Here is a 22,158-nt window from a genome sequence, read left to right on the forward strand (position 1 = left end):
CTTCCCCGGATAAATCCGTTAGAGCGGAGTTTCAACAGGTGCTTTGATTTATGCTTCCCGATCCGATCTTTTATGCAGCGGCAATCCCCGCCGTGATACTCGTGGGCCTTGCCAAGGGCGGCATGGGCGGTGCGCTTTCGCTGCTCGGCGTGCCGATCCTCACCTTCGTGGTCGAACCGGCGACGGCAGCCGCGGTGATGCTGCCGATCCTGATCGTCATGGACATCGTGGCGCTATGGACCTGGCGCCACTATAATCACTGGCCGACGCTTGTGATGCTGCTGCCCGGCGCGCTGATCGGAACTGCGCTCGGGTGGTATACTTTCTCGACCGTGCCTTTCGAGCTGACGCGCATGCTGGTCGGGATCGCGACGCTCGCCTTTGCCGGCAAGTATTTCTACGACCGCTGGAAGCCGGGCGAGAAGATCGAAAAGCCCCCGGCCCCGCAGCGGCCTGCCGCCGCCACCTTCTGGGGCGGCATTGCCGGCTATACGAGCTTTATCTCGCATTCCGGCGGCCCGCCCTTCCAGATCTACACATTGCCGCTCAAGCTCGACCCGAGAAGCTATACCGGCGCGAGCGTTCGCTTCTTCGCCATCGTCAACTTCGTCAAGCTGCCGCCCTATTATTTCCTGGGCGAACTCGGTGCGCCCAATCTCACCGCCTCGGCAAGTCTGCTGCCCTTCGCGGTGGTTGCGACGATCGCGGGCGGCATGATCATCAAGCGCATGCGGATGGAAGTGTTCTATCCGCTGATGTACGCCATGGCGGGACTTGCCGGGCTGAAACTGGTGCTGGACGGGTTCTAGGTCGTCAAGGAAAAGCGTGTCCGGCTGAAACGCCGGAGCCGCCCTATTCCTCTTCCGGCGCGCGGATCATGCCGAGCGCGATCATGTAGGTATCGAGCACGGCTTCCTCTTCCATGCGCTCCTGCTCGTCCTTCTTGCGCAACGCGATGATCTTGCGCAGCGCCTTGGTGTCGAAGCCGGTGCCCTTGGCCTCGGCATAGACATCCTTGATGTCGTCGGCGATCGTCTTCTTTTCTTCTTCCAGACGTTCGATCCGCTCGATGATCGAACGCAACTGATCGCGCGCTATGCCGTGTGCGTCGTCGGCCATGCTCAACTCCTTGTGACACTGAAAACTGTGTGGGCCCTGCCTGCCGAAAACCGCGTGTCAGGTCAAGGCCGATAATGCGGGAGGGATCGATTGTTCCACTCAATCGCGCGGTCTGGCCGCTTCGAACGCGGCCTTCTGGCTGTCCGACGCCTCGCTCTGGTGGCGCGCCTTCCATTCATCATAAGGCATGCCGTAGACGATCTCGCGGGCCTCGTCCTTGGTCATGGGAATACCATCCTGTTCCGCCGCCTCGCGATACCAGTTGGCAAGGCAGTTGCGGCAGAAGCCGGCAAGGGTCATCAGGTCGATATTCTGCACGTCGGCGCGCGCCCCGAGATGAGCGACGAGCCTTCGGAACGCGGCAGCCTCCAGATCGCGCTTCTGTTCTTCGCTGAGCTTTTCCATGTTCGTCTCCATATTGGTTTTCAGGCCCGCGAGGGAAAACGCCGCAGCACATGCATTTCATCATCGGCGTTCAAAGCGGCCAAAATGGGGGCGATCCGCCTCGCCCATAGCGCAACGCCGCCGGCATCGGCGATCAGGTCCTGGCGCACTTCCAGCAGGGCGTGGGCGATGCCCTTTTCCATGCAGTGCCGGTTCATGGTATCGCCCTTCAGCGCCCCGTCATAGGGCTCGTTGTCGCCGACGATCACGCCTTCGATGGCGTCAAGCGCATCGATCAGCGGACGCACCGCGCGCGGATCGCCGTCCCACAGGACACCGGTATGCCACGGCCGCGCTACGCCTTTCCAGAATGGCGTGAACGAGTGCAGCGATATTACCAGAGGCGGTCGGCCGGTGGCCTCCGCAGACTTTTCGATGAGCGCGTCGATAGCGTGGTGATAGGGCCGGTGATAGCGCTCCAACCGCCTCTCGCGCTCATCCGGTGACAGCGGATGATTGGCCGGAATGATCGCGCCGTCGGAGAGTTTCATGATCAGCGTCGGATCATCCTCGCCCCGGTTCGGATCGATCAGCAACCGCGAGAAAGTCGCCATGACGGCGGGGCAGGAAAGTTCGGCGGCAAGCGCGCGGGTCAACGCCTCGATCCCGATATCATAGGCGATGTGGCGCGCAAACACCGAGCGGTCGAGGCCGAGATCGCCATATTCCGCCGGCACAAGAGCCATGGCGTGATCGGCGAGCAGCGCCAAACCGCTGTCATATTTCCCTTCTAAAACTTCAAAAGCACACATGTTCGCCATGGATATCCGGTCGGAATTTGCGATAATGGGTGATGGCACAAACGGCCGGCTTTCGGCAAGCGTGTGCTCCGCCATTTGCCTCGCCCGCCGCGCGGCACTATGATAACGCTGTAAATCGATTGAATGCGTTCCCGTCACGGATCGTCCCACGAGATCAGGCTGCCATGCTGTCAACTCCGAAACGTCTTCCCACCGCCTCCTCCCACAAAGCCTTTGCCATTGCAGGACAGGGCCTGACACTCGCCGGCACGCTTGCCGCCGGTCTGTTCGTCGCCGCCTTCTGGTCGCCGCACGAAGCCCGCGCGGAGTTCCGCGTGTGCAACGACACGGCCAACCTTGTCGGCGTGGCGGTCGGCTACCGGGCGGAAGAAGGATGGATCTCGGAGGGATGGTGGCAACTCCCGGCCACCACCTGCGCGACCGTCGTGCCCGGCCCGCTTCAATCGCGCTACTACTATCTCTACGCCGAGGATGCCTCCGGAAGCGGACGCTGGACCGGCTATACCAATATGTGCGTCGCCGAGGATGAATTCGAAATCACCGGCGTTCAGGACTGCTTTGCGCGCGGTTACCAGCAGATGGGTTTTAGCGAATATGACACAGGGCGGGAAGAAAGCTGGACCGTCCAGCTTTCCGACACCCCCTCCACCCAGGAAAGTCAGAATTGATGAGACGTCACAGAAAAGTAAAGATTCTCGCCACGCTCGGCCCGGCCTCCTCCGAGGAAGAGCAGATCGAGGCGCTGCACAAGGCCGGCGCCGACCTGTTCCGAATCAATATGAGCCATGCCAGCCACGACCTGATGCGCACGCTGACCAAGCGGATTCGCAATGTCGAGGCGCGCTGCGGCCGGCCGATCGGCATTCTTTGCGACCTGCAGGGCCCCAAGCTGCGCGTCGGCAAGTTTCTCGACGGCAAGGTGGAGCTTGAGGTCGGCCAGACCTTTACGCTCGACGATCGCGACGAGCCGGGCAATGAAAAGCGCGTATTCCTGCCGCATCCTGAAATCCTGCAATCGGTTCAGCCCGGCCACCGCCTGCTGATCGATGATGGCAAGCTGCAGCTTCGCGCCGAAAAATGCGACGGCAAGAGCATCGAATGCACCGTGGTCGCCGGCACCGGCATTTCCGACCGCAAGGGCGTCAGCCTGCCCGATACGCTGCTCGGCGTCGGAGCGCTGACCGAGAAGGATCGCGCCGATCTCGACGCGGTGCTGGAAACGGGCGATGCCGACTGGGTCGCGCTGTCCTTCATCCAGCGTCCGGACGATCTGGCGGAAGTGCGCAAGATCGCGCGCGGCCAGGTGGGGCTGATGTCGAAGATCGAGAAGCCGCAGGCGATCGAGCGGATCGAGGAAATCATCGAGATGAGCGATGCGCTGATGGTGGCGCGCGGCGATCTCGGCGTCGAAATGCCGCTCGAAACCGTGCCCGGTCTTCAGAAGAAGCTGATTCGCCTGTGCCGCGCCGCCGGCAAACCTGTGGTGGTCGCCACCCAGATGCTGGAATCGATGATCGAATCGCCGGTTCCCACCCGCGCCGAGGTTTCCGACGTCGCCACTGCCGTGTTCGAGGGCGCCGACGCGATCATGCTGTCGGCAGAGTCGGCCGCGGGCGAATACCCGGTTGAAGCCGTCAGCACCATGGCCTCGATCGCCCGGACCATCGAGCGCGAGCAGCTTTATCCGCAGATCCTCTACGCCCAGCGCCCCCAGCCCGAAGCGACGGGCGCGGACGCGATATCGCTGGCCGCGCGCGAGATCGCCGAAACGCTGAAGCTGACCGCCATGGTCTGTTATACCGCGTCCGGCACCACCGGGCTGCGCGCCGCGCGCGAGCGGCCGAACGTGCCGATCCTGGCGCTGTCCCCGGTCGTCAGAACCGCGCGGCGGCTGTCGGTGGTCTGGGGCCTGCACTGCGTGGTGGCCGATGAGCCGACCGATCTCGAATCCATGGTCGACGGCGCCTGCCGGATCGTGGTCGACGAGGGCATCGGCAAGCCCGGCGACCGGATCATCATCTCCGCCGGCGTGCCGCTCGGCACCCCCGGCGCCACCAACATGCTGCGCATCGCCTATATCGGCATGGACGGCCGCTCGGGCGTGTGATGTTTTCAGGCGGCGGCTTTGCGGCCGCCGTCCACTCTTATGGACGCATATTTGCGAGAAGAGCTTACGGCGTGCTCCCAATACTCTCTCCCGCTTGCGGGAGAGATACCCCCGAAAGGGGGAGTGAGCGACTGTCTTTCTGGTCAAGCGTTTTGTTCGCGCCATGGATGATTGTCCCGGAGGATTGCGTTGAGGATGGTGATGAGTTTTCGTGCGACTGCGATGATGGCCACGAGTTTGGGTTTTCCATGAGCGACCAGACGATCCCTGAACGCCCTGAGGCTTGGATTGTGATGCGCTGCAACGAGGGCTCCCATGTAGAGCGCCGTTCTGACGCCGGCGCGTCCTCCGCCGATGAAGCTCTTTCCGCGCCATTGGCCGGATTGGCGCGTCCATGGAGCCAGTCCGACGAGAGCGGCGATCTGACGTCGGTCGAGCGTGCCGAGTTCCGGTAGCTCGGCGATCAGGGTGCGGGCGATCTGGTCACCGATACCGGGGACAGACTTCATGAGCTCGACCTTGGCCCGCCAATGGGGCGATCGGCGAATGCTGTCGTCAATGTCCTGATCGATGTCGGTGAGTTCCTTCTGCAGCGCCTTGAGGAGCCGGTTGATGCTCTTGGCCGTGCGCTGAGACGATCGCTTCAGGCGTTGGTTTTCCGCGCCGATCATGGCGATGATCTGCCGCCGGCGAGCGACGAGATCACCCAGGGCCTGGGTTTCGGCGTCCGGCAGCGGCCGCAGGGCGGGCCTTGTGGCCTCGGCGAAACGGGCGATCACGGCTGCATCGATCGGATCGGTCTTGGCCCTCTTGCCGAGCGCCTGGGCAAAGGCCCGCACCTGCGCCGGATTGACGATGACAACCGGCAGTCCGGCCGAAGCCAGCGCCGCCGCAACCACGGTTTCGAAGCCGCCGGTGGCCTCAATGGCGATCCGTGCGGCCCCGAGCGGCTTCAGCCGCGCGATCAGGTCCTCCAGCCCGTCATGATCGCGCGGGACATGAAAAGGGGCCATCGAAGACGTGTTGGCGGCGACATCCAGACGATCCCTGGAGACGTCGATACCGATGTTAAGAGCGTCCATCCGATCCCATCCTTGCTTAAGCGGGCTTCGCTTCGAGCGGCCCAAGCGACTGTTCGGGTTCGATGGAACGGCGGACGAGGACCCTTGCTCACTCACGGGCTTGGTGTCCCTCAGGGTGACCGGTCTCCCGTCCGCCACCGCAACCTGCTCTATACCACAAGCAGCGGATTCGAAGTTACAAGGGTGATGCAGCGTTTCAAGCTGTGAGGGCGTTCGCAGGGATGGACTCCCCCCTCACTGCCCCTGTCGGGGCATCTCTCCCCGCCGGGGCGAGAAGACTGGGGGGCTTTGCGGTGAGACCGGTGTCTGCTGCGAGATATCGAGCTGCCTGAAGACAAGCAGCCCCCCTCCCCTACAACAACCCCAATTCCGCCAACTCCGCGCGCAGGTCGTCGGGCATATCATCGCCGCCATCGCCGAAGTCCAGGTCGCGGGGCGCATCCTCGGGTTTGAGATAGCGCCAGCCCTGGAACGGCTTTCGGGGCACCGGAACCGTGTCGATCACCTGCGGCGCGAGGACGAGGTCGCAGCGCTGGATGCCCTGATTGTCGGTGTGGTTGGCGATGTCGAGCAGCATCTGGCGGGCGCGGATCTGGCCGTTGATGACCCAGTAGAGCGAGCCGCCCTCAAGCAGTTCGTCGCGGCGCTTGGGCGTCATCCGCGTGGTGTGGATGCTGTGCGGCTCCTGGCCGAGCGCGATCGCCGCCATCGCGCGGCGCGACACCCATTCGCGCAGATCGTCAATGCCGGTGGCACCGACGCAGAGTTTGAGGAGATTGAGGCTCATGCCCTCATCAAACGCCGGAGGGCTTTCCAGTCAAGGCCGAATATCGGCGGGCCTCAGCAATCCACCACATTGACGGCCAGCCCGCCGGTGGAGGTTTCCTTGTATTTCTCGTGCATGTCGCGGCCGGTCTGGCGCATGGTCTCGATGCAATTGTCGAGCGGCACGAAATGGCTGCCATCGCCCTTCAGCGCCAGCGAGGCGGCGGTGACCGCCTTGACCGCGCCGAGCGCATTGCGCTCGATGCAGGGCACCTGGACGAGCCCCGCGATCGGGTCGCAGGTCATGCCTAGATGGTGTTCGAGCGCGATTTCGGCGGCGTTTTCCACCTGTTCCGGCGTACCGCCCATGGCGGCGGCGAGCCCCGCGGCGGCCATGGCGGAGGCCGAGCCGACCTCGCCCTGACAGCCGACCTCGGCGCCGGAGATCGACGCATTGGTCTTGATGATGCCGCCGATCGCCGCCGCCGTCAGCAGGAAGTCGCGGATCGCGGCGGTGCCCATCGGTTTCTGGAACTCGCGGAAATAGCGCAGCGTCGCCGGTACCACGCCGGCCGCGCCATTGGTCGGCGCGGTCACGACACGGCCGCCGGCGGCATTTTCCTCGTTGACGGCCATGGCGAACATCGACAGCCAGTCATTGGCCATCATCGGGTCGAACTGGTTGGAAAGCCGCGCCTCGGACAACTTCTCGTAAAGCTTGCCGGCGCGCCGTTTGACCCTGAGCCCGCCGGGCAGTTCGCCCTCGCCCTTCAGCCCGCGATCAATGCAGCCATCCATCGCCTGCCACAGCGAATCGAGTCCGGCGTCGAGTTCGCCGCGCGGCATGCGCGCCTCCTCATTGGCGCGTTTCATGGCGGCGATACTGAGGCCGGACCGGCTGGCCATCTCCAGCATTTCCCTGGCGGTGCGGAACGGGAATGGCGTGTTCTCGTCTGTCTTCTCGGCGGCGGGAAAGGCCTTCTGCTCCTTCCAGGCCGCAAGCTCGGTATCGGTGAGAACGAAGCCGCCGCCGATCGAATAATAGACCTGCCGCAAAAGCACGTTGTCATCCGCATTAAGCGCGTAGAACGTCATGCCGTTGGCGTGACCCGGCAGCGCTTCCTTGCGGTCGAAGATCACATCCTCGTCGCAATCGAACTGGTAGGCGGGGTGGCCGGGCGGTTCGACCGCGCCCTTTTGGCGGATCGCGTCGAGAATAGAGTCCATGTCATCCGGATCGACGCTATCCGCCCGCTCGCCGGCAAGGCCGAGGATCACGGCGCGGTCGCTCGCATGGCCGACGCCGGTATAGGCGAGCGAACCGTGCAGGCTTACCCTCAGCCGGAAGACGACCGTTCCGGCTGGGCGCGGCCAGTCGTTTGAGGCGAGCAAATCAAGGAACCGGTTGGCCGCCGACATCGGCCCCATCGTGTGGGAGCTCGACGGGCCGATCCCGATCTTGAAGACTTCAAATACCGACAGAAACAATCCGCCACCTCCACGCGCTTTCGCCCGACACTGGATCATCAGGCGAGTGATTGGCACCGCCCGATGCTCTCAGCCATCTTCAACGAGGACGGCACCATCGCGCAGGCCCTGGACCGACATGATGCGCATGTGTCCACGACATAAGGGAAATATGGCAGGAAAGAAGCGGAAATGAAAACAACGGCGGCCCGGTTGGGCAGCGCCGTTGTTTTCTTCAAATTCCGGGCTGATCAAACAGCGACGATAAGATAGGCAAGTCCGAGAATAGCACCAAAGCCGATGACAGCCCTGAGGGTCACACCCCAACAGGATTTGTGTGCGGTATCTTCCATGATTACTCCGATTGACATTACCCGGCACGCCCTTGGGAGAATGCGTGCGGATGGTTATCGCTTTATTAAACTGTCACAGAAACTTCAATGGGGGTCCGACGGAAAATTTCGAAAATGTCCGCTTGCAAAGGCAAGGGACAGCGGACAAAACGGTAGCGTCGTGAAGGAAATGCCGTGCATCGTCAACAGGCTGCCCGCATTTCTTTCATACGCGACCGCACTCTGATATTTATTTTCACGGGGCGATCCGGAAAGCGCGGGCAGAAGGTTCATGACGACAGTCGATCTATTGGCGCTTCTCTTCTTTCTCGGCTGCTGGTTTCTGTTCGACAGCATCGTTGTCGGCCGTTTCCGCCTCGTTTCCCGCCGCAGCCTGACGGAGGTGATGTCGATCCACCGCAAGCGCTGGATGCTGAACGCACTGACGCGCGACCTCAAGATCATCGATACCCAGATCATGGCCGGGCTGCAGAACGGCACGGCGTTTTTCGCCTCGACCTCGATCTTCGCGATCGGCGGCTGTTTCGCGCTGATGGGAGAAGCCGACACCGCGCAATCGCTGTTTCAGGACCTGCCGCTGCTGACGCCGAGCACGCGCGCGGCGTTCGAGATGAAGGCGGGCGGGCTTGCCGCGATCTTCGGCTACTCCTTCTTCAAGTTCGGCTGGTCCTACCGTCTGTTCAACTACAACACCATCCTGTTCGGCAGCCTGCCGATGATGGCGGAGACGGAGCGCGACAGAGAGAAGGCCGAACGGCTGGCAGAGCGGATCGCGGAGATCAACATCATCGCCGCGCGCCATTTCAATACCGGCCTGCGCGCCATCTTCCTGTCGATCGGCTATCTGGGCTGGTTTCTCGGCCCCTACGCCTTCATCGCCACCACCGCCTTCGTATTCATGATCCTGATGCGGCGGCAGTATTTTTCGGATGCGCGGAAAACCGTCATAGCTGCCCTTGAGGGCGCGGAGGAAAAGCCTTGAGCGAGACTATAGTTCAACGACGGCGGATCCATGCCATCGACGCCGCGCGCGGGATCGCGCTCATTGCGATGGCGATCTACCACTTCACCTGGGATCTCGACTTTTTCGGCTATGTCCGATCCGGGCTCGCGACCACCGGCGGCTGGGCGATCTTTGCCCACCTGATCGCCGGCAGTTTCCTGTTCGTGGCCGGCTACAGCCTGTGGATGGCGCAGGGCGGCGGCATCCGGATGGCCTCGTTCCTGAAGCGTCTCGGCATACTGGTGCTGGCTTCGCTGGCGATCTCCATCGTTTCGTGGTTCACGACGCCGGACGCGGTGATCTATTTCGGAATCCTGCATAATATCGCGGTCGCCTCGATCATCGGCCTGTTTTTCCTGCGCGTCCCCGCGCTCGTGACACTGGTGGTCGCCGTCGTTGCGCTTATTCTGCCGCATTATGTCAGTTTCGATGCGCTCGACCCGCGCTGGCTCGCCTGGATCGGCATGGCGGCGCATCCGCCTTCTTCCAACGACTATGTGCCGCTATTTCCCTGGATCGGCCCGTTTCTGGCCGGACTGGCGGTCTCGAAGCTCTCGCTCGACTGGCTGAAGCGTCAGAAGCAGGTGCCGAAGAACGAAAACATTCTCACCTTTTTCGGCCGCCACAGCCTGGTCTTCTACCTGTTGCACCAGCCGATCCTGTTCGGCCTCGTCTATGCCGCCACGCTGGTGGTCCCGCCCGATCCCTCGCCCGCCTACATCTCCAGTTGCCAGGCGAGCTGCGAGCGCACCGATGACGCCGCCTTCTGTGCGTCCTACTGCGCCTGCACGCTCGATACGCTCAAGGAAGAAGGCTTGCTCGGTCCGCTGATGCGCAACCAGACCACGGAGCAGGACGCCGTCGCGCTCGGTCGCATTTCGATGATGTGCAGCAGCCGCTGACCAGATATCGATTGTGGGGAATTCAGGTGCCGACGCCGATTTCGGCGAGCCGTCCGAGGCAGTTTTCCTCGGCGAGATCGAGTTCGTTCATCATCTCGTCGATGTCGCGGCGCTTCTGGCGCATCGCTTCGCGCCAGGCCTTGATCGATTCCATCGTCCGCTTGAGCTCTTTTGTTTCGCTGGGAAGGCCATGGAACAGGGCGAGCACGTCCTTGATCTCGGAAAGAGAAAGACCGATACGGCGGCTGCGGAGGATTTCCTTGAGCATCAGCCGCTCACCCTCGCTGTAAAGCCTCGTTCGACCCCGGCGTTCGGGTTGCAGCAGGCCCTCATCCTCATAGAAGCGAAGCGTTCGTGTCGAGACTCCAAACTCGCGCGTCAATTCCGAAATCGAATAATGCCTTCTCTGCACGTTCCCGCCCCATACGATATTATTTAAGCACTTCAGAATGTAAGTGCTGACATAACTAGATATTAAACCACCAGGTCGCAATTCCCAAAAATGAGAAAAAACCAATCACATCTGTGGTGGTGGTCACAAAAACCGACGATGATATGGCGGGGTCGGCGCCGGCCCGGTCGAGAAGCAGCGGAATGAGGATGCCGGCCATGGCGGCGGCGAACATGTTGATGATCATCGCGGCGGCCACGACCCCGCCAAGCTGGGGATTGTCGAACCAGTAGCCGGCGGCAAGCGCGATCAGAATCGCGAAGGCGAGCCCGTTGAATAGGCCGACGCCGGCCTCCCTTCGGATGATCCGGGCCGCATTGTAGATATCGAGGTCGCGGGTGGCGAGCGCGCGCACCGTTACCGTCATCGTCTGGGTGCCGGCATTGCCGCCCATGGAGGCGACCACTGGCATCAGCACCGCGAGCGCGATCATCTGGCCGATCGATTCGTCGAACAGGCCGATTACGCTCGCCGACATGAATGCGGTGCACATATTGATCAGCAACCAGCCGAAACGCGAGCGCACCGCGCGCATGATATTATCCGAGAGTTCCTCGTCGCCGACGCCGCCGAGGCGCTTGATATCCTCGTCGGCCTCCTCGTGGATCACGTCAACGACGTCATCGATGGTCAGCACGCCGACGAGACGGTCATTGCTGTCGACAACGGCGGCGGAGAGAAGGTCGTACTGCTCGAATACCTGCGCCGCCTCTTCCTGGTCGAGCTCGGCGGCGATCGGGTGGTTGGTGTCGTGCATGATCGCTTCGATCTTGACCTGGCGCTTGGTGCGCAGGATCTGGTCGAGATAGACGGCGCCCAGGAGGCGGAATGTCGGATCGACCACGAAAATCTGCGAGAAACTGTCGGGCAGTTCCTCATCCTCGCGCATGTAGTCGATCGTCTGGCCGACGGTCCAGAACGGCGGGACGGCCACGAATTCGGTCTGCATGCGCCGGCCGGCCGAGCTTTCGGGATAGTCGAGCGAGCGGGCGAAGCGGATCCGCTCGGTAAAGGGGAGCTTGGAGAGGATTTCCTCCCGCTCCTCGTCGGCGAGGTCTTCGAGAATGTAGACGGCGTCGTCGGAATCGAGCGCGGTCAGCGCGGTGGCGAACTGTTCGGGGGGCAGCGATTCGATGATGTTGAGGCGGATCGCCTCATCGACCTCGGTCAGCGCCGTGAGGTCGAAATCCTCGCCCAGAAGCCGCACCAGTTCCGGACGGTTTTCATGAGACAGCGCCTCGATAACGTCGCCAGTCTCGGATTCGTGGCGGCCCGCGATCTGCTCGCGCAGAAAATCGACATCGCCGTCTTCGATCGCCTGTTCGACGCGGGCGATGAACTCGGCGCTGACGGCGCCTTCCTCATTGTAGATTTCCAGGAGCGCGTCGCGCGGCGGTTCGTTCTGACCCGGCAATACTTCGTCCAGATGGCTCATTTTTTGATGACCTTTCTGTCTGCAACGCTGCCCCGCAGATGCGGTTCCCCCGGCGCCCATCTCTTAGTGGGTTTCGCGGGCAAATGGAATCGCCGTCTGACAACCTTTTGATGACACGGTTGTGAAATCCGCGAACGACGGGCGCTCTGCGGGAAGAAACGGAGCGATGCCGGCGGATGAACGGTCGGTTGGCGCAGCCGGTGATGCAACGCCGTGATAGCTGGCTCGCCCTCCCCTTCATCGCCGATTAACCGAGGCGACGCTTCACCTCCGGCAAAGGGCGAACGCGTTTGACTAAGGGCCGGCGCGCTCCTATCAAAGTGGGGGTCAAAAAGAACGCACGATCGGAGCGCAAGCTCTGCCCAGGCAACGGGACATTGCAGGGGCAGAGCGGGGAAGTCCAGCCTCCGAATCGGGCAGGTGCGCAGCAGGGGATTTGCGATGCGTTATGGTGCCGGGTCTCTTCAGCGGGCGAACCGATGGAGAGGCTGAGCAATGTGAGGAATGCCCACAATCACGGCCGGACAACCCGGCTGCTGACGGCACTCACAATACTGTTTTTCGTAACGCTCGCGATCGGCACCTATGCGGGCGGCGTGTTTGTGCGCGAATCGATAAAGGAGGAACGCCGCCTTCTGGCAGAGGGACGGCTGAGCACATTCGGCAAGGCGCTGCGGAGCATCTTCGAGGTTTCGATCGAGGGCGGCAAGACGCTGACGACGGCGCTGGGCAGCGGCAACGACATATCCCATTTCGAGAGCGCGACGAAATCCTATCTGGCAACCGCGCCCTGGACCCAGGCGGTCATCCTGCAGCAGCCGGACCAGTCCCCGCTTGTGCTTCCGCAATCCGCCAGGGAGGCCGTGCTCGCGCTGCCGCTGCCGCCGAAGGAGAATACGACCCAGCAGTTTTTCGGCCCCTACACGCTGCCGGATGGTCAGAAGGGGCTCATCTATCGAATCAATGCAGGTGACGATGTCATCGAACTCGTGATCGGCTTCAGGTCCGTTCTCGAAGCGGTGGGCCTCTTGGAACTTGCCCAGTCGACGCAGTTTTCCGTTGAGATCGATGGCGCAGGCAAGGCTCAGGCGATTGCCGGCAACGCCAATCTCAACCCGGAAGATACCGTCAACTTCTCCACCCAGATCGGCAATGCCAAATGGACGATCCGCGTCCTGCCCGATCCGCTGGACCAGGGACCCCACAACTGGAGCCGGATATTCCTGCTGTTTGCCGGCATTGTCGTGCTGGCATTCCTCACCCCGCTGATCGCCCTGATCATCCTTCTCAGGGCGCGATTGCGCGACAACCGCCATATCGACGAAAGCATGGCGGCGATCGACAACCTGTCGCGCCAGCTCTATGTCGCGCTCAACGCCTCGAATATCGGGTTGTGGGAGCATGACCTCGATTCGGGAGAACAGATCTGGGACGACCAGATCCTGAAACTCTACGGGATCGAGGGTCAGGGGCGTCTCCACACATTCGAGGAATGGCGCAGCTTTCTGCATCCCGATGACCGCGCGCGGATGAAACGGTTCAGGTGGCGGGAAACCGGAGACACGAGCTTCCGGCGGGAATATCGTATCGTCACGCCCGACGGCACAGAGAAGACCATCCGCTCCGCCGGCAATTCATTCCGCGATGCGGCCGGACGACGAAAATATGTCGGCGTGAACTGGGATGTCTCCGCCGACAAGGCGCAGCAGAAGGCGCTGACCGAGGCCAAGGCGCGCGCGGAAGCGCAGAACGCCGAACTGGAAAACGCCCGGCTGCAGATGGAAAAATTCGCGCTCGAGGATCCGCTCACCGGCGTCGCGAACCGGCGGCATTTCGAGAAGAAGCTCGAAGCCGCGCAAACCGGCGGAACGCTGCGCAAGGGCACCAAGCTCGTGCTCATCGACCTCGACGGCTTCAAGACGCTCAACGACACGATGGGCCATGTCTTCGGCGACGACGTGCTGCGTCTCGCGGCGAAAGTCTTCAGTGAAAAGCTCGGCCCCGAGGATTTTCTGGCGCGCACCGGCGGCGACGAGTTCGTTGTTCTGATGCCGCCGCAAAGCAATGTTGACGCCTTTACCGACCAACTCGCCAGAGCCTTCTCACGGCCGGTCGAGATCGACGGAAACGCCTGCCGGGTGGGCATCAGCATCGGTATCGCCGTTGCCGACGCCGAGCCGATTTCCGCCAGCGAACTTCTGGTGAAGGCCGACCTCGCGCTCTATGACGCCAAGAACCGCGGACGGGGCCGCACCGTCCACTTTACCCAGGACCTGATGGCGCAGACCTTCGAAATGAAGCGCCTTGCGGACGATCTCCAGGAGGGGCTGGAACGCGGCGAGATCACCGCCTTCTACCAGCCGATCCTCGACAGCAGAACGTCGGACGTCATCGGCGTCGAGGCGCTGGCGCGCTGGCGGCATCCGCAGCGGGGCATGATGGAGCCCAGGGCCTTCATCGATGTCGCCGAAAAACACAGCCTGCTGCACAGGATCGACGAGATCGTGTTCGAAAAGACGCTCGGCGTGCTGCGCCGCTGCGAGGCCGAGGATATTGCTGCGCCGACGCTTTCCGTCAATGTTTCCGCGCCGCGCCTGCAGGAGCCATCCCTTTTGCGACAACTCAGGGACGCCGAACTGCCGCCGGGCAAGCTTCATTTCGAACTGCTGGAATCGATCCCGTTCGATGACAGCGACAACGCGCTGCTGAAGATCGTCAATGCGGTCCGCGACATCGGCATCGGCATCGATCTTGACGATTTCGGCTCAGGCTATGCATCGCTGGTGGGGCTGACCCAGGTTCGGCCGGACCGGCTGAAGATCGCCGGGCAGTTGATCGAGCCGATCATACGCTCGCCGGAAAGCCTCTTGATCGTCGAGACGATCGCCAAGATCGCGGAATCCTTTGAAATCCAGGTGATCTGCGAGGGTGTCCTGTCCGCCGAGCACCGGGACAAGCTTGATGCGATCGGCTGTCATTTCCAGCAGGGCTATTTCTTCGCTCGACCAATGGACGAGGACCAGATCGTTCGCTATCTCGCCCAGCGCCTGCAATAGAGCCTTTCCGCATTTCACGGAAACGCGGAAAGGCTCTATTTCTTTGTTTTTACGCAATTCCGGACGGTGAACCGGTGTCCACTTCACCTGGAATTGCTATAGCGGCGTGCCCTTGCCCACGGCGGAAGCTCCCGATCCCTTTTTCTCGCCAGGTATGCGTCTTGCGCATGGCTTCCATGTCAATATGTCACTCCCCAACCGCGTCGGCGCGCGCTATATAGATATCAACAGCGTGATCGAGAGACCAAACGGTCGAAACGGTCCCTGGCCCGGAAACGGGTTACATATTCGAAGCAGCGTGCTCCTCCTCCCATACGCGCTTCGATGGGTTGACGACACTCCTCCTCCCAGTCGTCAGCCAACGCAAATGACGCTCACCGGATCCTCCTCCCCCGGTGGGCGTTATTTTTTTGCCTAGCTCTCCCGTCTTTTATCGAATCCGTCCTGCAGCTTGGCATTCAGGCTCCTCGACGCGCGTTCATTCTTTGGGCGATCGGAAGTGGTCGTCCACCGCACGTCATCCGCCTCAAAAATAGCCACACCAACCTGAGTGCACTCGCGATGTGCAACATCACGCACAAATGCATGGCAGTTGCATAAAACTTGCACAACTTTTCCTTCCAAAAACGGGTATATGGACCTCACATAAGAAATCCGGAGCAAGAAGCTCCTTCGCGTATCACGAGGAAACACCCATGAACCCCTTCGACCTGACCATGAAATGGTTCTCCTACCGCCGCACCCGCGCCCAGTTGCGCAACCTTTCGGCTGAAGAACTCAAGGATATCGGCCTTCTCCCGTCCGATATCGACCGCGTTTCGGCGCGCGCCTTTCGCTAAGCGACAGGCATAACTGACCTGACCAGCGGCGCCTTCGGGCGCCGTTTGCATTTACGGCAGGCGGCGGGAATGCTTGCCATTGGCGGGCGAGTGATTATGTTTGGCCGGATTTCAAACCGGAACGCCCTTATGACCGACTTCCCGCGCTTTACCGCCCTTGCCCGGAACCTGCCCGCGACCGTGCCCTTTGTGGGACCCGAAGCGCTGGAGCGCACCCGGAACTACCCGATCAACGCCCGGCTCGGCGCCAATGAAAGCGGATTCGGCCCGGCCTCCACGGTGTTGGCGGCGATTCGCGAGGCGGCGGGCGAGATCTGGAAATATTCCGACCCCGAACATCTGTCGCTGCGCCAGGCGCTGGCCGCCCATCTCGGCTGCGGCAGCGAAAACATCGTGATCGGCGAAGGCGTCGACGGGCTGCTGGGCATGGCCGTGAGGCTGACGGTCGAGCCCGGCACAACCGTGGTCACCTCGCTCGGCGGTTACCCGACCTTCAACTACCATGTCGACGGCTATGGCGGGCGGCGCATCAACGTGCCCTATGCCGGCGACCGCGAGGACCTCGACGGTCTTCTCGAGGCGGTGAAGGCGGAAGACGCCACCATGGTCTATTTCGCCAATCCCGATAATCCCATGGGCAGTTTCTGGCACGCGGACGATGTCATCCGCTTCGCCGACGCGCTGCCGGAAACCTGCATGCTGGTTCTGGACGAGGCCTATTGCGAATGCGGGCCCGCCGAGGCCTTTCCCGATATGTCCCGCTTCATCGACCGACCGAATATTCTGCGCTTCCGCACTTTCTCCAAGGCTTACGGGCTGGCGGGCGCGCGCGTCGGCTATGCGATCGGCGCGCCGCAGACGATCCGCGCCTTCGACAAGATCCGCAATCATTTCGGCATGCCGCGCCTCAGCCTCGTGGCGGCCGAGGCCGCGCTTGCCGATCAGGCTTATCTGCAGGCCGTTGTCGGCCGCATCATCGCCTCGCGCGAGGAGATCGCCGGCATTGCGCGTGACAACGGGCTGACGCCCCTGCCCTCGGCCACCAACTTCGTGGCGATCGATTGCGGCCGGGACGGCGCCTATGCGCGCTCCATTGTCGATGCGCTGGGCGCGCGCGGCGTGTTCATCCGCATGCCCGGCGTCGCCCCGCTCAACCGCTGCATCCGCATTTCCACCGGCCCGCACCGCGACATGCAGCTTCTGGCCGAAGAACTGCCGATCGTGCTGGAAGCGCTCGGCTGAAGCCGGGCGCCCCGGCCTGCTCCGCAGGCCTATCGCGCCTTCTGGCCGAACAGCACGGATTGCGCGTCCTTGTCGGTGGCGAGGTTCATCTTTTCTCGCTCGGACTGACCGACGGCAATGCCTGCCTGAACGGCCGGACGGGCCATGACGGCCTCATACCAGCGCTTGAGATTCGGAAAATCGTTGAGGTCCTGGCCCTGCCCCTCATGGGACCGCACCCAGCCGATCGAGGCCATGTCGGCAATCGAATAGTCGCCGCCGAGATACTCGACCTCGGAAAGCCGCCTGTTCATCACGCCATAGAGGCGGTTGACCTCGTTGGTGTAGCGGTTGATGCCGTATTCGATCTTTTCCGGCGCGTATCTGCGGAAATGATGGGCCTGCCCCGCCATAGGCCCGAGGCCGCCGACCTGCCAGAACAGCCATTCCTCGACCGCAACGCGTTCGCGCTCGGTCTCGGGATAGAATCTTTTGAACTTGCGGCCGAGATATTGCAGGATCGCGCCCGACTCGAACACCGAGAGCGGCCCGCCGCCGGGCCCGTCCGGATCGACGATCGCCGGCATCCGGTTGTTGGGCGATATCTCCAGGAATTCAGGCTTGAACTGGTCGCCCTTGCCGATGTTCACATAATTCACGTTATAGGGAACGCCGGCTTCCTCGAGATAGATGGTGATCTTGTAGCCGTTGGGCGTGGGCCAGTAATAAAGTTCAATCGGCGTGGTCATGAAATTCATCCTCTTCGTGTCGTAAAACACCGTCCCAGACGATATAGATCGATATCGAGCCGATAAAAGGCCGGCGGGGTTGCAGCGAGTGAGCGCCGGTCGGCGGAGAAATGCAAGGGTGACACAATGCGCGATTACGAACCTCTGGCAGCAAGGATCATCAGCCCGGACCGTCAGGAACCGCAGAGCTTTACCGATGCGCGCGAGGCGGTTAAGGCGCTGCAGGCGCTCTATAAACGCAACACCCGCTTTCTCATCGACGCCTTCGTGGCGCTTGCCGGCGGCGCGCCGATCGAGGGGCGGCATCGCGCTTTCTATCCGCAGATCAGCATCGAGACCGGCAGCTACGGCCTGACCGATTCGCGCCTCTCCTTCGGCCATGTGGCGACACCCGGGCAATATGCAACCGCGATCAGTCATCCGGACCTGTTCGAAGACTATCTCATCGCCCAGCTTTCTCTGCTGATCAAGAATCACGGGGTTCCGGTGACCGTTGGCGAATCGGAAACGCCGATCCCGCTCCATTTCGCCTTCGGCGAGAATACCCATGTCGAGGCCGACCTCGCGGCGCTCGCCGATGTTCCGCTGCGCGACATTTTCGATACGCCGGACCTCAACACCACCGACGACCTGATCGCCAATGGCGACTACGAGCCTGAGCCCGGCAAGCCGCAGCCGCTGGCGCCGTTCACGGCGCAACGCGTCGATTATTCGCTGGCCCGGCTCAGCCATTACACGGCGACCAGCTCGGCGCATTTCCAGAATTTCGTGCTGTTCACCAATTATCAGTTCTATGTCGATGAGTTCTGCGCCTTTGCGCGCGAGACCATGGCCAAGGGCGGCGAGGGCTATACCGCCTTCGTCGAGCCCGGCAACGTCATCACCCGGCCGGGCGAGGTCGAACCGGAGGAAGGGCGCAGTGGGCGCATGCCGCAAATGCCCGCCTATCACCTGAAGCGCGGCGACAATTGCGGGATATCGATGGTCAATATCGGCGTCGGCCCCTCCAACGCCAAGACGATCACCGACCATATCGCGGTGCTGCGCCCTCATGCCTGGCTGATGCTCGGCCATTGCGCGGGGCTGCGCAACAGCCAGAAACTGGGCGACTACGTGCTGGCCCATGCCTATGTCCGCGAGGACCACGTGCTCGATGATGACCTGCCGGTCTGGGTGCCGATCCCGGCGCTAGCGGAAGTGCAACTTGCGCTGGAAGAGGCGGTCGCCGAGGTGACGGGGCTTGAGGGTTATGAGCTGAAGCGGGTGATGCGCACCGGCACCGTGGCGACCATCGACAACCGCAACTGGGAACTTTCCCATCAGAGCGGGCCGGTCAAGCGGCTGTCGCAGTCGCGCGCGATCGCGCTCGACATGGAATCGGCGACGATCGCCGCCAACGGCTTCCGCTTCCGGGTGCCCTACGGAACGCTGCTCTGCGTCTCCGACCGGCCGCTGCACGGCGAACTGAAGCTTCCCGGCATGGCGACGGCGTTTTACACGACGCAGGTCCGCCAGCACCTCCATATCGGTATCAAGGCGGTGCAGAAGCTCGCGGCGATGCCGCCGGAAAGACTGCATTCGCGCAAGCTCAGAAGCTTCTACGAGACGGCTTTCCAGTGATCAGACGAGGTTGCTGCCGTCCGGCACGATGACATGCAGGGCGCGGGGATGCTGCTCGATCACGGCGTGAATGATCGGCTCGATCAGGTCGCCATCCAGCGATTGATCCATGTCCGTGGCGCTGAAATCCAGGGTGATCCGGTCAACCTCGAACAGCGTGACGTTCTCGCTGTCCTCGAGATGCCCGGTCAGATAATCCATCGCGAAGCCCACCACATTGTCGAAATCGCTCGCCTTGACCAGATAGACGCCAAGCTTGCCGCCCTGCGGACGATCGGAGAACGGAACGGCGTTGTGGTGAATACGGTTGTTGGAAATGCCGAGCAGCGCAAAACTGCCCTCGCCATCGCCGCGGTCGGTTTGATACTTCACGCGGATGTCGGGCACCTGTCTCAGCGTATCGAACCAGGCGCGCGTGCTGGCTGAAATCTTGCCGAGACGCGAATCATAGTCGAGTTTTTCCCGGTTCTTGATCATGGTGGCATGCATGCCGACCGAAAATTGGTGGATGAACGGGCGGTCGTTGATCGTCGGCATGTCAACGCGGGCGGGCTTGCCATTGGCAAGCTCCTGAAGCGCCTCCTCGATATCGAGCGAGATGCCGAGGCTGCGGGCAAACAGGTTCATGGTGCCGGCCGGCACCACGCCCAGCAGCTTGTCCTTGCCGTGCAGGAAACCTGCCGCGAGCGAGACCGTGCCATCGCCGCCGCCGACGATCATGCCATCGAAGCCGGAACCGTCAGCGGTCTTCTCGATCGCCGCCTTCACCTCCTTGCCCGCGACGATATCGCAGTGGAACTCATGACCGGCATCGGTGAAGATATCGGTCGCCAGCCTGTGGAACGCGTCCATGTCGGTGGTTTTGAAGGTGCCGCCATCGCGGTTGAAAATGCCCTTGAGACGCATTCGGGTTCCCTGGAAAGGTTGATGCACAATAACGCCGGGCACGTCGCGATGGTTCCGGTCCGGCGCCTTATGGCGCCGGACGCCGCTATTTACATGTTCGGATAGACCGGCCCCTCCCCGCCCTGCGGCGGCGTCCAGACGATGTTCTGGTTGGGATCCTTGATATCACAGGTCTTGCAGTGCACGCAGTTCTGGGCGTTGATAACGAAGGTTTCCTCGCCATCCTTCTCCACCCATTCATAGACGCCTGCCGGACAGTAGCGGCTCGACGGGCCGGCATAGACCTCCAGTTCGGACCGCTTCTGGAGATCCATGTCCTTGACCTTGAGATGGACCGGCTGATCCTCCTCGTGATTGGTGTTGGACAGGAAAACCGATGACAGCCGGTCGAAAGTCAAAACGCCGTCGGGCTTGGGATAATCGATCGGCTTGTGTTTGGCCGCCGGCTCCAGCGCCTCGGCGTCGGTCTTGCCGTGCTTGATCGTGCCGAACAGCGAGACGCCGAAAATCGTGTTCATCCACATGTCAAAGCCGCCGAGCGCGATGCCGGCATAGGTGCCGAATTTCGACCAGAGCGGTTTGACGTTGCGGACCCGCTTCAAATCCTTGCCGATGGCGCTCGCGCGCCAGTCCGCCTCGATCTCGGCGATCTCATCATTGCTGCGGCCGGCCGAAAGCGCCTCGGCAACGCGATCGGCCGCCAGGATGCCGGAGAGCACGGCATTGTGCGAGCCCTTGATGCGCGGCACGTTGACGAGGCCGGCCGAACAGCCGATCAGCGCGCCACCGGGGAAGGACAGCTTCGGCACCGACTGGTAACCGCCCTCGGTAATCGCCCGCGCGCCGTAAGAGAGTCGCTTGGCGCCATCGAAGGTCGGCGCGATCGCGGCATGGGTCTTGAACCGCTGGAACTCCTCGAAGGGATAGAGATAGGGGTTCTTGTAGTTGAGATGGACGACGAAGCCGACAGCGACCTGGTTATCCTCGAGGTGATAGAGGAAGGAGCCGCCCCCGGTCCTGCCATCGAGCGGCCAGCCGAAGGAGTGCTGCACAAGGCCCGGCTTGTGGTTTTCCGGCTTGACCTGCCAGAGTTCCTTGAGGCCGATGCCGAATTTCTGCGGCTCGCGATCGGCATCGAGCTTGAACTTCGCGATCAGCTCCTTGGCGAGCGAGCCGCGCACGCCCTCCCCGATCAGCACATATTTGCCGTGCAGCTCCATGCCGCGGGTATAATTCGGGCCGGGCGTGCCGTCGCGCTCCACGCCCATGTCGCCGGTCGCGACGCCCTTGACCGCGCCGTTTTCATCGTAAAGCACTTCGGCGGCAGCGAAGCCGGGATAGATCTCGACGCCGAGCGCCTCGGCCTTTTCGCCGAGCCAGCGACAGACATTGCCGAGCGATACGACATAATTGCCATGATTGTTCATCAGCGGCGGCATCAGAAAGTTGGGCAGCGTGAGCGAACCGGCGGGACCGAGCAGCAGGAACTGGTCCTTGGTCACCGGCGTCTTGAACGGGTGGTCTTCCTCCTCCCGCCAGCCGGGCAGAAGCCGGTCGATGCCCGAGGGATCGACCACCGCTCCGGACAGGATGTGCGCGCCGACTTCCGCGCCCTTTTCCAGCACGACGACGCTGAGGTCCTCGTTGATCTGCTTCAGGCGGATCGCGGCGGCAAGACCGGCGGGGCCCGCTCCCACGATCACCACGTCGAATTCCATGCTTTCGCGTTCCGGTAGGTCTTCGTTCATGCGTATCCTCTTTCCCGGCCGGCCTCGTCCGGCGCGCCGACAAGGTATCGTAATGATTGCAGCATTTTCCAGCGGCAAATGCGGCAAATCTCAATAAAACCGATTTGATAGGCGCGTGTGATAACGTCCG

At 62.1% G+C, this 22,158-nt stretch carries 20 protein-coding genes; 9 read left to right on the forward strand and 11 right to left on the reverse strand.

All coding sequences use genetic code 11. The annotated features are described in order from the left end of the window. Window positions 1-50 precede the first annotated feature (50 nt). A complete protein-coding gene (locus tag Mame_RS17585; protein WP_018066315.1) occupies window positions 51-809 on the forward strand; it encodes a sulfite exporter TauE/SafE family protein in 759 nt (252 codons plus the stop codon). 43 nt (window positions 810-852) lie between these two features. Here Mame_RS17585 and Mame_RS17590 read toward each other — a convergent pair whose 3' ends face one another. The 3 genes from Mame_RS17590 to Mame_RS17600 form a co-directional block, all read right to left on the reverse strand. Then, entirely contained in the window at window positions 853-1,119 is a 267-nt protein-coding gene (locus Mame_RS17590; protein ID WP_018066314.1) for a DUF2312 domain-containing protein, read from the reverse strand. 99 nt (window positions 1,120-1,218) lie between these two features. Further along, a complete protein-coding gene (locus Mame_RS17595; protein WP_026173736.1) occupies window positions 1,219-1,524 on the reverse strand; it encodes a DUF1244 domain-containing protein in 306 nt (101 codons plus the stop codon). A gap of 20 nt (window positions 1,525-1,544) precedes the next feature. Further along, on the reverse strand, window positions 1,545-2,324 hold the full coding sequence (locus Mame_RS17600) for an N-formylglutamate amidohydrolase (protein ID WP_026173735.1): 780 nt from the start codon (window positions 2,322-2,324) through the stop codon (window positions 1,545-1,547). Between the two features lie 164 nt (window positions 2,325-2,488). On the opposite strand from Mame_RS17600, the gene Mame_RS17605 reads away from it, so the two are divergent. Then, window positions 2,489-2,992 (forward strand): DUF1036 domain-containing protein, encoded by a 504-nt coding sequence (locus tag Mame_RS17605; protein WP_018066311.1) that lies wholly within the window; start codon window positions 2,489-2,491, stop codon window positions 2,990-2,992. Continuing rightward, complete coding sequence (gene pyk, locus Mame_RS17610) at window positions 2,992-4,431, forward strand: pyruvate kinase (RefSeq protein ID WP_018066310.1); 1,440 nt, start codon at window positions 2,992-2,994, stop codon at window positions 4,429-4,431. Before Mame_RS17605 ends, pyk begins: the two co-directional genes overlap by 1 nt. Window positions 4,432-4,574: 143 nt before the next feature. Here the strand turns inward: pyk and Mame_RS17615 are convergent, their stop codons facing one another. From Mame_RS17615 to Mame_RS17625, 3 genes are all read right to left on the reverse strand, one after another. After that, window positions 4,575-5,513, reverse strand: coding sequence for an IS110 family RNA-guided transposase (locus Mame_RS17615; RefSeq protein ID WP_079920906.1), 939 nt, complete (start codon window positions 5,511-5,513; stop codon window positions 4,575-4,577). A 352-nt stretch (window positions 5,514-5,865) separates the two neighbouring features. Then, the gene (locus tag Mame_RS17620) at window positions 5,866-6,300 is read right to left on the reverse strand and encodes a DUF1489 family protein (protein WP_018066565.1); all 435 of its coding nucleotides are present in this window, start codon (window positions 6,298-6,300) and stop codon (window positions 5,866-5,868) included. Window positions 6,301-6,353: 53 nt separating this feature from the next. Beyond that, complete coding sequence (locus Mame_RS17625; protein WP_018066566.1) at window positions 6,354-7,766, reverse strand: L-serine ammonia-lyase; 1,413 nt, start codon at window positions 7,764-7,766, stop codon at window positions 6,354-6,356. Window positions 7,767-8,369: 603 nt separating this feature from the next. Here Mame_RS17625 and Mame_RS17630 point away from each other — a divergent pair. Further along, the gene (locus tag Mame_RS17630; RefSeq protein WP_026173789.1) at window positions 8,370-9,080 is read left to right on the forward strand and encodes a DUF599 domain-containing protein; all 711 of its coding nucleotides are present in this window, start codon (window positions 8,370-8,372) and stop codon (window positions 9,078-9,080) included. Next, window positions 9,077-10,003 (forward strand): acetyltransferase domain-containing protein, encoded by a 927-nt coding sequence (locus Mame_RS17635; RefSeq protein WP_018066568.1) that lies wholly within the window; start codon window positions 9,077-9,079, stop codon window positions 10,001-10,003. The genes Mame_RS17630 and Mame_RS17635 overlap by 4 nt, the downstream gene beginning before the upstream one ends. Window positions 10,004-10,025: 22 nt before the next feature. Here Mame_RS17635 and Mame_RS17640 read toward each other — a convergent pair whose 3' ends face one another. Together Mame_RS17640 and mgtE are read right to left on the reverse strand one after the other, a co-directional pair. Further along, window positions 10,026-10,415 (reverse strand): MerR family transcriptional regulator, encoded by a 390-nt coding sequence (locus tag Mame_RS17640; protein ID WP_033410834.1) that lies wholly within the window; start codon window positions 10,413-10,415, stop codon window positions 10,026-10,028. 55 nt (window positions 10,416-10,470) lie between these two features. After that, window positions 10,471-11,889, reverse strand: a complete 1,419-nt coding sequence (gene mgtE, locus Mame_RS17645) for a magnesium transporter (RefSeq protein ID WP_018066570.1) — start codon at window positions 11,887-11,889, stop codon at window positions 10,471-10,473. A gap of 479 nt (window positions 11,890-12,368) precedes the next feature. Between mgtE and Mame_RS17650 the strand changes: the two genes are divergently transcribed. From Mame_RS17650 to Mame_RS17660, 3 genes are all read left to right on the forward strand, one after another. Further along, entirely contained in the window at window positions 12,369-14,945 is a 2,577-nt protein-coding gene (locus tag Mame_RS17650) for a putative bifunctional diguanylate cyclase/phosphodiesterase (RefSeq protein WP_018066571.1), read from the forward strand. A gap of 695 nt (window positions 14,946-15,640) precedes the next feature. Further along, window positions 15,641-15,784 carry a DUF1127 domain-containing protein gene (locus Mame_RS26755; RefSeq protein ID WP_018066572.1) on the forward strand — a complete coding sequence of 48 codons (144 nt, stop codon included), beginning with the start codon at window positions 15,641-15,643 and terminating at the stop codon, window positions 15,782-15,784. Between the two features lie 129 nt (window positions 15,785-15,913). Next, the gene (locus tag Mame_RS17660) at window positions 15,914-17,026 is read left to right on the forward strand and encodes a pyridoxal phosphate-dependent aminotransferase (protein WP_018066573.1); all 1,113 of its coding nucleotides are present in this window, start codon (window positions 15,914-15,916) and stop codon (window positions 17,024-17,026) included. Window positions 17,027-17,055: 29 nt separating this feature from the next. On the opposite strand, the gene Mame_RS17665 is transcribed toward Mame_RS17660, so the two are convergent. Further along, complete coding sequence (locus tag Mame_RS17665) at window positions 17,056-17,754, reverse strand: glutathione S-transferase N-terminal domain-containing protein (protein WP_026173791.1); 699 nt, start codon at window positions 17,752-17,754, stop codon at window positions 17,056-17,058. Between the two features lie 126 nt (window positions 17,755-17,880). Here Mame_RS17665 and Mame_RS17670 point away from each other — a divergent pair, with 126 nt between their 5' ends. After that, the gene (locus tag Mame_RS17670; RefSeq protein ID WP_018066575.1) at window positions 17,881-19,374 is read left to right on the forward strand and encodes an AMP nucleosidase; all 1,494 of its coding nucleotides are present in this window, start codon (window positions 17,881-17,883) and stop codon (window positions 19,372-19,374) included. Here the strand turns inward: Mame_RS17670 and Mame_RS17675 are convergent, their stop codons facing one another. Continuing rightward, complete coding sequence (locus Mame_RS17675; RefSeq protein WP_018066576.1) at window positions 19,375-20,280, reverse strand: diacylglycerol/lipid kinase family protein; 906 nt, start codon at window positions 20,278-20,280, stop codon at window positions 19,375-19,377. An 89-nt stretch (window positions 20,281-20,369) separates the two neighbouring features. After that, a complete protein-coding gene (locus tag Mame_RS17680; protein WP_018066577.1) occupies window positions 20,370-22,028 on the reverse strand; it encodes an electron transfer flavoprotein-ubiquinone oxidoreductase in 1,659 nt (552 codons plus the stop codon). Window positions 22,029-22,158 lie beyond the last annotated feature (130 nt).

Origin of the sequence: Martelella mediterranea DSM 17316 (assembly GCF_002043005.1) — a bacterium.
GTDB lineage: Bacteria > Pseudomonadota > Alphaproteobacteria > Rhizobiales > Rhizobiaceae > Martelella > Martelella mediterranea.